Raw genomic sequence first — 11,979 nt, 5'->3', positions numbered from 1 at the left:
ATTAAAGAAATGTGGTGAAACGATTGAAACTTGGTTCATTGCTTAGAAAAAGGCGTGAACAATCGGGTATTACTCTTAAAGAGATGTCCGAACGTTCTGGTTTAAAAAGATCTATCATACAAATTATAGAAACAGGGGAATTCTTAAAGCTCCCAAATCCAAAACACGCAAAGTTATTAATACTTGAATACACTGAGGTACTCAACTTAAATGGACATGAGTTGATCGAGCGCTATAAAGAAGAGTTACCAACAAAAAAAGAAATTATAGAAACAAGACAGTTGAGCCAAAATGATTCGTTTTTATATCTTAAAAAATCACTCATCACTCTTGGTGTGATTATCCTATCTCTTTTTGTAATCTGGTTTATACTTTTACAAATTGGAGCAGACGGCAATTTATTTACTAAAAAGCCAATTTATGATGCTGTGTCAAGTGAAGGTGCAGTCGTAAAAGAGCAAAAAGATGAAGTTCAAAAAGATTCTAAAGTGGAATTTGTAGGTCTTGATGGTAATACATTGGTCTATAACATTGAGACATCTGAACCTATTGTCTTTGCATTCCATTCCAAAAACACACTCGTTAATTTAACAGATAATCTAAATACGGGATATGTCTATGACTCAATCAGTGAAGGTGAATATGAAATCAACGATGATGCGACAGAATTATTATTCGCTGTTGAGGATGCAACAAGTATGAACATTACTATTAACAACATTCAGTTAGATCCTGAAGATAGAAGTGGCAAAAAAACAGTATTCTATCAGTTTAATATAGAAAGGAAATAATTATGAATCTTCCAAATCAGATAACTATAGTACGTGTATTACTGATTCCTGTTTTTATCATCTTTGCTATTAACGACTTCGGATTTGGTAATACAAGCTTTTTAGGTGGATTAGAGATACGTGTAGAGCAGTTAATTGCTGCTATCATCTTTGTAATTGCGAGTTTAACTGACGCATTAGATGGATTCCTTGCACGAAAATTAGATTTAATTACAAATATGGGTAAGTTTTTAGATCCTCTTGCCGATAAACTTCTTGTAGCAAGTGGACTTATCGTCTTAGTTGAGTGGGATACAATCTCAAGCTGGATAGCAATTGTTATCATCGCTCGCGAGTTTGCAGTAACAGGTTTAAGACTGCTTCAAGTCGAACAAGGGTTTGTAAGTGCAGCAGGTCAACTTGGCAAAATAAAAACAGTCTTCCAAATGCTTGCACTCGTATTTTTATTGTTCGGTGACATCTTAGTAAAATACTCTGGGTTCTCACTTGGTATGGTATTTATGTATATCGCTGTACTATTTACAATACTTTCAATGATTGAGTATTTCTATAAAGGCAGAAATGTATTTAAGAATCAAAAATAAAGTAGTTATTAAGCAACGGTATAATTTATGTGTATATGCTAAATTTTGCATAAGTAAAATTAAATAACTGCGAATAAAAAAGCGAACGTATATTCGCTTTTTTATTTTTGCTGTGTTATAATTTGATAGAACTTATATATCGGAAATTTCGGAGGTTTATTATGAGCGAAAGACAAAAAGCATTAGACACTGTAATTAAAAATATGGAAAAAGCATTCGGTAAAGGATCAGTTATGAAACTTGGTGATGACCCAGGTCGTAAAGTAAACACGACATCTTCTGGTTCAATTACACTTGACCGTGCACTCGGCGTAGGTGGGTATCCACAAGGACGTATTATTGAAATCTATGGACCAGAATCTTCAGGTAAAACAACTGTTGCACTCCACGCAATTGCAGAAGTACAACGTCAAGGCGGGATCGCTGCTTTCATTGATGCAGAGCATGCATTAGACCCAGTCTATGCAAAAAACTTAGGCGTAGATATTGAAAACCTCTACCTCTCTCAACCGGATACAGGTGAGCAAGGATTAGAAATTGCAGAAGCATTCGTACGCAGTGGTGCAGTTGATATCGTAGTAGTAGACTCAGTAGCAGCTCTTACTCCTAAAGCAGAGATCGAAGGGGAGATGGGAGATACACACGTTGGTTTACAAGCACGACTGATGTCACAAGCGTTACGTAAACTTTCAGGTGCAATTTCGAAAAGTAATACAACTGCGATTTTCATTAACCAGATTCGTGAAAAAGTAGGAGTTATGTTTGGTAACCCAGAAGTTACTCCTGGTGGACGTGCGCTAAAATTCTATAGTTCAGTTCGCTTAGAAGTACGTCGTGCTGAACAGCTGAAACTCGGACAAGATATCGTTGGTAACAGAACTAAAATTAAAGTTGTAAAAAACAAAGTTGCACCACCATTTAGAATCGCAGAAGTAGACATCATGTATGGCCAAGGTATCTCACGTACAGGTGAAGTAATCGACTTAGGTGTAGAATATGACATTGTAGATAAAAGCGGTGCTTGGTATTCATATAATGGAGAGAGACTTGGTCAAGGTAAAGAAAATGTTAAAGAGTACCTATCCGAAAACAAAGAAATTCTTGAAGATATTGAAAGTCGTTTAAGAGATGCACTTGGTTTCAATGGTGAAAAGGAAGAAGAGTCAACAGAAGAGAAAACGGACGAAGAAAAATTATTCGATAACTAATTTTTTATCAAGCACTAGGTATTCCTAGTGCTTGATTTATTTTTAAATAAACTATACTATAAATATGTATGATAAATTCAAAAATTTAAAATACGTTATAATCAACACACTGAAAAATAAGCTTTAGGGAGGTGTATTTTGTGGACTTCCAAAACATTTTCTTAATCTTATTTGGTATTATCCTAGGTGTTGTTATCGGATATTTTATCGTTAATAATATGTTAACTAAGAGACAGGAACAAGCGCGAACGTCAGCAAGTCATATTATTGCGGAAGCTGAAAAAGAAGCAACGAACTTGAAGAAAGAAAAGTTGCTTGAAGCAAAAGAAGAGAATCAAAAACTAAGAGAAGCATTTGAACGTGAAACAAGTGAGTCACGTGAAATGTTGAAATCATTTGAATCTAGGCTTTTGAATCGTGAAACGACTCTTGATTCTAAGAGTGAACTCTTAGATAGAAAAGACGAGATGCTTGATTCAAAAGAAGCAAAAATTGAAGAAAAACAGCAAATGGTAGATGCCAGAGAAGAAAAGATTAACGAAATTATCAGTCAACAAAATTCAGAATTGACTCGCATCTCCGGACTAACTAGAGATGAAGCAAAACAAGAAATTTTTGCTGAACTCGAAAAAGAACTGTCACATGATATGGCTGTAATGGTCAAAGAAAAGAAAGCCGAAATGGAACAAACTGTAGAAAAAGACGCGAGGGAACTTCTTGCGACAGTGACACAGCGCTATGCAGCTGAGTACACAAGTGAATCTACAGTATCAGTTGTAAACCTACCAAACGACGAAATGAAAGGCAGAATCATTGGACGTGAAGGTCGTAATATTAGAACGATTGAAACACTCACAGGTGTCGATTTAATAATCGATGATACACCTGAAGCAGTAATTCTTTCAGGCTTCGACCCAATTCGACGTACTATTGCAAAAAACGCCTTAGAAGAACTTGTAAAAGATGGACGTATCCATCCAGGTAGAATTGAAGAAATGGTAGACAAAGCACGTCGTAATATTGAAACAGAAATACGAGATGCAGGTGAACAAGCAGCCTTTGAAGTGGACATTCACAACTTACATCCTGAACTCATCAAGCACTTAGGTAAGATGAAATTCAGGCTTAGTTATGGACAAAATGTCCTCAAACACTCAGTTGAAGTAGGATACTTAGCGGGTATGCTTGCCGCAGAACTCGGACTTGATGTTTCATTAGCACGTCGCGCAGGGTTATTACATGATATCGGTAAATCGATTGACCATGAAATTGAAGGATCTCATGTTGAAATCGGTGTAAACTTAGCGAAACGCTATAAAGAATCTGATATTGTAATTAACGCGATTGAGTCGCATCACGGTGATGTAGAACCAACAAATATAATTTCAATCATTGTAGCAGCGGCAGATGCATTAAGTGCTGCAAGACCAGGTGCACGTAGAGAAACTCTAGAAAACTATGTTAAACGATTAGAAAACTTAGAGCAGATCGCTCTCGGTTACCCAGGTGTAGAGAAATCATTTGCGATTCAAGCAGGTAGAGAAATCCGCATTATGGTTAGCCCGGAAGAAATCGATGACGTCAAAGCTCATCGTCTTGCACGCGACATAAAAGCACAAATAGAAGATGAACTGCAATATCCAGGGCACATCAAAGTGACAGTTGTCCGAGAGATGAGGGCAGTAGAATATGCCAAATAAAGATTGGAACTCTGTTTCCAATCTTTTTTATTTAATAAAATAGTGAGGATTATTATGAGAATATTATTTATTGGGGACATCGTTGGTAAGGTTGGCCGACGCATGGTTAAAGAACATTTAGCAGATCTTAAAAAGGAATATCATATCAACTATACAATCGTGAATGGTGAAAACAGTGCTCATGGTAAAGGAATTACAAAAGCCATCTACAAAGAGCTGACTGTTGCCGGTGTAGATTTCATCACATTAGGAAATCATGCATTCCATAAAGATGAAGTCCACGAACTATTAGAGACAAAAAATATCATTAGACCAGCAAACTACCCGGATAGTGTTACGGGTGATGGAGTTAAAGTTGTGAACGTTAACGGTGTGAAACTACTCATTGCTAATATTCAAGGTCGTAGTTTTATGGAAGCAATCGATAATCCGTTTGCCAAGATCGATGAGATTTTAGAAGAAAATACATATGACGAAGCATTTGTAGATTTTCACGCAGAAACGACAAGTGAAAAAATTGCAATGGGCTACTACCTAGATGGGCGTGTAAATGCAGTAGTAGGCACGCATACGCACGTTCAAACAAATGATGAGAAAATCTTAGAGAAAGGTACTGCATATATTACTGATGTTGGAATGACTGGATATAGCGAAGGTATTCTAGGTATCGATCGTAAGGCAGTTATAGAACGTTTTATTGACCAACTCCCACAACGTCATATTGTACCAGAGATTGGTCCTGGGCTTTTATCTGCAGTTGTTATTGACACTAAATTGAAAACCATTGAGAAGATTAGGCTAGAAGGCTAGTCGTCCGATAGACTGATTTTGTTAAAAGCACACTAAGTTTCTTAAAGAAAGGCATTATTTTTGTTATAGTTACATTACTAGGAGGCTAGAAATAATGATTAGTCAATTATCGTGGAAAGTCGGCGGTCAGCAAGGCGAAGGTATCGACTCGACTGGTGAAATCTTTTCCACTACATTAAATCGAATGGGGTACCACTTATACAGTTACCGACATTTCTCATCAAGAATTAAAGGTGGACATACAAACAACAACATTCGTATCTCATCAAAAGAGGTAAGATCGATTTCCGATCACATAAATATATTGGTTGCTTTTGATCAAGAAACGATCGATGTCAACGCACACGAACTTGTTTCAGATGGTGTCATTTTAGCTGACGCAAAATTAAAACCAACGAAACCAGAAGGTGTAAAAGCAGCATTAATTGAAGTTCCTTTTACTGAAATCGCTCAGGAACACGGAAGCAAATTAATGAAAAATATGGTCGCTGTAGGTGCAAGTGCTAGACTCATGCACTTACATAGTGAAGATTTTGAAGATATGATTTACACCATGTTCATTAGAAAAGGACAAGAAATTGTCGACAGTAACATTGCGGCACTTCTTGCTGGATATGAATTTATTCAAAATAAATCAGAATTCATTGAAGGTGACTTTGAGTTAGAGAAAGTCGAGAAGCGTGACCAACTTTATCTGATTGGTAATGATGCCATTGCTTTCGGCGCACTAAATGCTGGTGTTAGATTTATGGCTGCATATCCAATCACTCCAGCAAGTGATATCATGGAGTACATGATTCAGCACTTACCAACCTTAAATGGTACGGTTATACAAACAGAAGACGAGATTGCAGCTGTTACGATGGCAATCGGTTCTAACTACGCAGGTGCAAGAAGCTTCACCTCATCATCAGGTCCTGGTCTATCTCTTATGATGGAATCTATAGGATTATCTGGCATGACTGAAACACCGCTTGTAATCATAGATGCAATGCGCGGAGGTCCTTCAACCGGACTACCGACAAAGCAAGAACAGTCAGACTTAATGCAAATGATATATGGTACTCACGGCGATATTCCTAAGATTATTCTTTCCCCAACAGATGTGGAAGATGCATTTTACTTAACAATTGAAGCATTTAACTTAGCAGATAAATACCAGTTACCCGTGATCCTTCTTTCAGATTTACAGATGTCACTTGGTAAACAAACATCACCAGTTTATGACTTGAGTAAAGTAGTAATTGATAGAGGTAAGATGATAACGGAACAGATTGCTGATGAAAACGTCGATTACTACGCGCGTTATGAGATTACAGAAGATGGCATTTCTAATCGTCCAATTCCAGGTGTCAAAGGTGGCATTCACCACGTGACAGGTGTTGAACACAGCACGATTGGTACACCAAACGAAGGTTCAGTTAACCGTAAAGAACAAATGGATAAGAGAATGATGAAACTAAATGACTTCGCATTAGATAAGCCGTTTAAAGTTAAAGGTGAGACATATAGTGAGTTATTAGTCATCAGCTTCTTAAGTGTTAATGGAGTGGTTGATGAAGCGGTAGAGCGATTTGATGAAAACATTAGCATCATCCACATGCGACAGTTATTCCCAGTACCTATTGAAACTTTAAAACCTTACTTAGAAGGTGCGAAAAAAATCGTTGTAATTGAACAGAACTATACAGGTCAATTATTTAACATCATCAAAATGAACTACGGCGGGCATGACAAGATGCATACGTTTGTTAAATATGACGGAACGCCATTCAAGCCTGTAGAAATTGAAAATTATATCAACGATATATTATAAAAAGGATGAATTAAATGGCAACATTTAAAGATTTTAGAAACCACGTAAAGCCAAACTGGTGCCCAGGGTGTGGTCATTTCAGTATTCAAGCGGCTATTCAACGTGCAGCAGCAAACAATGGTATTGAGCCAGAGGATCTTGCATTAATTTCAGGTATCGGTTGTAGTGGACGCGTGAGTGGATATATTAAATCCTACGGTTTCCACGCAACACACGGTAGAAGTTTACCTCTAGCACAAGGTGTTAAAATGGCAAACGATGATTTAACAGTTGTAGCATCGGGTGGAGACGGAGATGGTTTTGCGATTGGCATGGGTCACACAATTCATGCACTTAAACGTAACATTGACATAACTTATATCGTAATGGACAATCAAATTTATGGGCTAACAAAAGGGCAAACATCACCATCATCAAGCACAGGATTTGTAACAAAATCTACCCCCGATGGTTCGATTGAAGCACCAATTGTACCGATAAAAACAGCTATGGCATCAGGCGCGACATTCGTAGCACAGAGTGTTTCAAGTGACATCAAAGGTCTAACTAAAATCATTGAAGAAGCAATGAAGCACAAAGGATTTAGTTTCGTGAACGTATTCAGTCCGTGTGTAACATACAACAAAGTAAACACATATGACTGGTTTAAAGAGCACATCGTACCTATTGAAACAATTGACGGATATGACGAAACAGATTCGAATAAGGTTGTAAGACACATCAATGAGAATGAAGGTATGCTTACAGGAATTCTATATAGAGATACTAAAAGAAAATCATATGCAGAACACCTTGATGGTTATCTAGATGAGCCGCTTGTTGAACGTGAACTTAAGCTTGAAAATGATCAATTCCATGATATCATGGCAGCATTTAAATAATTAATGAGTGCGACATCTACGGATGTCGTTTTTTTATCTAAAATTTTAAGAATTATTTAACATCGGTCAAATGGTTGATTTAATCTTTAGTCAACTTGTGTCATAATTAAAATAAACCATTCGATTTCCGAAATAAAAGAGGTGTTCCATGAAAACAGTTTTCCGTTATGCATTGAAATATAAATGGATTATAATAATTGGATTAGTCCTAATGCTCGTAGAATTAGGGGTAGAATTAATTCAACCACTTTTCATCAGAGGGGTGATTGATGAGGGGATACAACAAAATAGTTTAGAAAAAGCCTATCTCTATCTATTCTTAATGCTTGGAGCGAGTGCGGTTTCTTTTATTGCAGGTATTTTCAATACATATTTTTCCAGTTATGCAACAAACGCATTTGGTAATGATTTAAGAAATGCAATTTTTAGAAGGATTCAGGGGTTTAGTTTAGGTACGCTCGCGAAATTCAACAGTTCAACACTCATTACACGATTAACACAAGACGTTCTCATGTCAGAGAACCTCGTATTTATGGGTATGAGAATTTTACTAAGAGCACCTTTAATGGTGATCGGCTCACTCATCATGTCATTCGTCGTTAACGTGAAACTTGGATTTTATCTAACGATGCTAACTCCGCTATTATTCGTGTTCTTACTCATTACTGCGAGATATGGAACCAAGATTTTTTCACGTATTCAAAGAAGGTTAGACGGAATTAACAGATTCATACAAGAAAATTTATCTGCGATGACATTGATTAAAGTAAACAACCGTATGGAGTATGAATCTAACAGATTTAGTAAGATTGCAGGAGACCTAAGAGACGACATGATTTTTGGACTACGTTTAATGGAGTCGATTTTACCAGTCTTACTCCTGATTATGAATGGAAGTTTACTTATCGTGTTATTTGTAGCGAGAGATTTGCTTGAATCATCAAGTATACAGGTCGGAGAGCTCGTTGCGATTATCAACTACGCACTAAGAATGCAGGGAGGGTTCTCTATGTTCAGTTGGTTGATTATCGCGGCAACTAGAGCTAAAGCATCAGCAGATCGTATTGAAGAAGTGCTTCAAGCACCAATTACTCAATATGAGTATGATGAATTTGAAAAGACAAAAACTGGAAGTTCGGTTGAATTTAAAGATGTATCATTTAAATACCCAAATGATACACTCAAAGTTTTAAAGAACATTTCATTTAAGATTGAGAAAAATGAAAATCTAGTCATCATGGGTGCAACAGGATCAGGTAAAAGTACACTTGTTAACTTAATACCACGTATGTATGATGCAACTGAGGGACAAATTCTTGTAGATGATAAAGACATCAGAGAATGGAATATCGCTGAACTTAGAGAGAAGGTTGGATATGTTCCACAATCCGCAATTCTCTTCACAGGTTCTATTTATGAGAACATGCTTTGGGGTGATAGGGAAGCACATGAAGAGAGCATCTATGATAGTACAATAAAAGCACAAATACATGAATCTATATTAGAGTTCGACGATCAATATGATACGCAGGTTGGCCAACGTGGTGTGCAATTATCTGGTGGACAGAAACAGCGATTATCGATTGCACGTGCACTTGTAAAACGACCAGCTATTTTAATATTAGATGACAGTACATCTGCTCTTGATGTTTCGACAGAGACAAGTTTATGGGATGCAATCAAAGACATTGAGGTCACAAGGATTGTAATTTCACAGAAAATTAGTACAGCACAAGCAGCGGATCGCATACTTCTTTTAGATGAAGGCGAAATCAGTGCGATTGGAACTCACGAAAAACTTCTTAGAGAGTCAGAGCTTTACAACAAAATCGTGGAGTCACAATCGAGAGGAGGGTCATTCGATGATTAACTTCTTAAGAGAACCATTTGGTCAAAAACGCATATTAAATAAAGAGGATATTGGAAATAAGAAGAACAAGCGTCGTGCGAATGACATTACCGGAACACTTAAACGTTTATGGAAGTTTATGCGTGGCGAAAAAAATGTCATTATATTTATCATATGTATTGTAGTAATAACAAGCTTACTTGGAATTTTAGGACCGTATCTGGTTGGACAAATTATTGATAAATACTTTGTCCCTGGACTTTTTGAAGGTGTAGGCAAAGTGCTACTATTACTATTATTCATATATGTACTACATTCCTTGACTACATTAACACAATCATTCCTAATGGTTGGTGCGTCGCAACGTACGATATTTAATATGAGATATGAACTATTTAATCATATGCAGTATTTGCCAATCGATTTTTACAATAGAAGACAACATGGTGAACTGATGAGTCGTATGACAAACGATATTGAAACCCTCTCTCAAACATTGAACTCATCATTCATACAGTTTACGACGAGCATCATTACATTAATTGGTACGATTTCGGTGATGCTATACTTATCTCCAATACTGACTGTGTTAACAATAACGATTATTCCATTACTTGTTGTTGGGATAAAATTTATAACAAACCGTACGGGTCCGTTATATAAGATTCGTCAGAAAACAACAGGAGAACTGAACGCATATATTGAAGAGGTTATCTCAGGACAAGAAATCGTAAAAGTATTCTCGCAAGAAGAACGTGTCATTAAAGATTTTGAAGTGAAAACAAAGAATCTCAGAGACGTGACATTTTGGGCAAACCTGTATTCAGGAATGATACCTAAGTTAATGAACGTGTTAAACAACTTGAGTTTCACAATTGTTGCAGGGATAGGTGGGCTTCTTGCTCTGACGATGGACAATGTCGTTACTGTCGGTACAATTGTAGTATTTGCAGAGTACGCTAGACAGTTTACTAGACCACTTGCAGATTTAGCAAACCAATTCAACCAAGTACTATCAGCAATCGCAGGTGCGGAGCGTGTTTTCCAAATCATTGATACTGATGTAGAAAAAGATCATGGTTTAATTGAGGACACGAATCTTAAAGGCGCAATAGATTTTAAAAATGTCACATTCTCATATAATAAAGATCAACACGAACCAACGATTAAGGATATATCATTCTCAATTAAAAGTGGCGAATCTATTGCTTTAATTGGTGCAACAGGTGCTGGAAAGACAACTATCGTTCAACTATTAAATAGATTTTATGACGTCGACCAAGGTGTCATAGAGATTGATGGAATACCAATTACCGAGTACAAGAGAGATGTATTAAAAGATAATTCTGCTTTCGTACTACAAGATCCCTTTTTATTTAAGACATCTATTAAAGAGAATATTAAGTTTGGAAACCTTGATGCGACAGACGAAGAGATCATTGAAGCTGCGAAACGTGCTAACGCACATAGCTTTATCATGAAACTCTCAGATGGTTATGACACAATCATCGACGAAGAACATACGAGTCTATCAACTGGACAGAAACAGCTCATTTCTATCGCAAGAGCATTTGTCAGAAATCCAAGTCTATTATTCTTAGATGAAGCGACATCGTCAATTGATACGATTACTGAAATCGAAATTCAAGATGCACTAGAAGAACTAATGAAAGGTCGTACATCAATTATTATTGCACACAGATTAAACACAGTGCAGGCAGTGGATAGACTCATTGTTCTAGAAAAAGGAATTATCAAAGAAATGGGTTCTCACGAAGAGTTATTAAGTCATAAAGGTATCTATTATAAAATGGTGAATGGCTAGTGTTGAGTAATCGTCTAAAACACTTTATAATGAAGATAATGACTAATTAAAGGTGAGAATTAAATGTATACAAAAGAGGAAATAGTTACAGCCGCAAAAGAACTTGGAAAAATGATTGCGGAAACAGACGAAGTAAAATTCTTCGAAAAAGCAGAAGCGAAAATTCACGAGAACAAAGATGTTAGAGAAAAGATGGCGAGTTTACGTTCACTTCAACAACAATCAGTAAACTTCCAAAGCTATGGTAAAGAAAAAGCACATCAATTAGCTGAGAAAAAGATTGCTGTTCTTGAAGAAGAATTAGATAATATGCCAATTGTAAATCAGTTCATGGATGCACAAGATGATGTGAACAGCATCTTACAGATGGTGTCCCATGCAATTAGCAGCACTGTAACACATGAAATCATTGAACGTACTGGTGGAGATCATCTCGAAGGTGAGACTGGTGCGGCAATGGCAAACAGACCGAGTAAAGACGTTAAATAAGAAGTGGAGAGGCGATTAAGGTCGCC

The 11,979-nt window shown here is 36.8% G+C and carries 10 protein-coding genes; all 10 read left to right on the top strand.

Features of this window, described 5'->3' with window-relative positions:
- Positions 1-14: 14 nt before the first annotated feature.
- Entirely contained in the window at positions 15-791 is a 777-nt protein-coding gene (locus H9D55_RS06525) for a helix-turn-helix domain-containing protein (protein WP_208454739.1), read from the top strand.
- A gap of 2 nt (positions 792-793) precedes the next feature.
- Positions 794-1,375 (top strand): CDP-diacylglycerol--glycerol-3-phosphate 3-phosphatidyltransferase, encoded by a 582-nt coding sequence (gene pgsA / locus H9D55_RS06520; RefSeq protein WP_186077909.1) that lies wholly within the window; start codon positions 794-796, stop codon positions 1,373-1,375.
- A gap of 158 nt (positions 1,376-1,533) precedes the next feature.
- Positions 1,534-2,583: a recombinase RecA gene (gene recA / locus H9D55_RS06515; protein WP_186078219.1), complete on the top strand. Its 1,050-nt coding sequence runs from the start codon at positions 1,534-1,536 to the stop codon at positions 2,581-2,583.
- Between the two features lie 140 nt (positions 2,584-2,723).
- The gene (gene rny / locus H9D55_RS06510) at positions 2,724-4,283 is read left to right on the top strand and encodes a ribonuclease Y (RefSeq protein ID WP_186077907.1); all 1,560 of its coding nucleotides are present in this window, start codon (positions 2,724-2,726) and stop codon (positions 4,281-4,283) included.
- A 54-nt stretch (positions 4,284-4,337) separates the two neighbouring features.
- The gene (locus tag H9D55_RS06505) at positions 4,338-5,093 is read left to right on the top strand and encodes a TIGR00282 family metallophosphoesterase (protein WP_186077905.1); all 756 of its coding nucleotides are present in this window, start codon (positions 4,338-4,340) and stop codon (positions 5,091-5,093) included.
- A gap of 94 nt (positions 5,094-5,187) precedes the next feature.
- Positions 5,188-6,909, top strand: coding sequence for a 2-oxoacid:acceptor oxidoreductase subunit alpha (locus H9D55_RS06500; protein ID WP_186077903.1), 1,722 nt, complete (start codon positions 5,188-5,190; stop codon positions 6,907-6,909).
- 14 nt (positions 6,910-6,923) lie between these two features.
- On the top strand, positions 6,924-7,790 hold the full coding sequence (locus H9D55_RS06495) for a 2-oxoacid:ferredoxin oxidoreductase subunit beta (RefSeq protein WP_186077901.1): 867 nt from the start codon (positions 6,924-6,926) through the stop codon (positions 7,788-7,790).
- Between the two features lie 148 nt (positions 7,791-7,938).
- Positions 7,939-9,660 carry an ABC transporter ATP-binding protein gene (locus H9D55_RS06490; RefSeq protein ID WP_186077899.1) on the top strand — a complete coding sequence of 574 codons (1,722 nt, stop codon included), beginning with the start codon at positions 7,939-7,941 and terminating at the stop codon, positions 9,658-9,660.
- Complete coding sequence (locus H9D55_RS06485; RefSeq protein WP_186077898.1) at positions 9,653-11,464, top strand: ABC transporter ATP-binding protein; 1,812 nt, start codon at positions 9,653-9,655, stop codon at positions 11,462-11,464. Before H9D55_RS06490 ends, H9D55_RS06485 begins: the two co-directional genes overlap by 8 nt.
- A 63-nt stretch (positions 11,465-11,527) precedes the next feature.
- Positions 11,528-11,953 (top strand): RicAFT regulatory complex protein RicA family protein, encoded by a 426-nt coding sequence (locus H9D55_RS06480; RefSeq protein WP_186077896.1) that lies wholly within the window; start codon positions 11,528-11,530, stop codon positions 11,951-11,953.
- The last annotated feature ends 26 nt before the right edge of the window (positions 11,954-11,979 follow it).

The sequence above is a fragment of the Phocicoccus pinnipedialis genome (assembly GCF_903994035.1).
In the GTDB taxonomy this organism is placed as follows: domain Bacteria; phylum Bacillota; class Bacilli; order Staphylococcales; family Salinicoccaceae; genus Phocicoccus; species Phocicoccus pinnipedialis.
Note: the sequence above shows the minus strand (reverse complement) of the source record. Positions and strands in the feature narration are given on the sequence as shown.

Coding starts and splice junctions, on each gene's coding strand:
- pgsA (WP_186077909.1), top strand. CDS start 794: ATGAATCTTCCAAATCAGATAACTATAGTACGTGTATTACTGATTCCT.
- H9D55_RS06505 (WP_186077905.1), top strand. CDS start 4,338: ATGAGAATATTATTTATTGGGGACATCGTTGGTAAGGTTGGCCGACGC.
- H9D55_RS06500 (WP_186077903.1), top strand. CDS start 5,188: ATGATTAGTCAATTATCGTGGAAAGTCGGCGGTCAGCAAGGCGAAGGT.
- H9D55_RS06495 (WP_186077901.1), top strand. CDS start 6,924: ATGGCAACATTTAAAGATTTTAGAAACCACGTAAAGCCAAACTGGTGC.
- H9D55_RS06490 (WP_186077899.1), top strand. CDS start 7,939: ATGAAAACAGTTTTCCGTTATGCATTGAAATATAAATGGATTATAATA.
- H9D55_RS06485 (WP_186077898.1), top strand. CDS start 9,653: ATGATTAACTTCTTAAGAGAACCATTTGGTCAAAAACGCATATTAAAT.
- H9D55_RS06480 (WP_186077896.1), top strand. CDS start 11,528: ATGTATACAAAAGAGGAAATAGTTACAGCCGCAAAAGAACTTGGAAAA.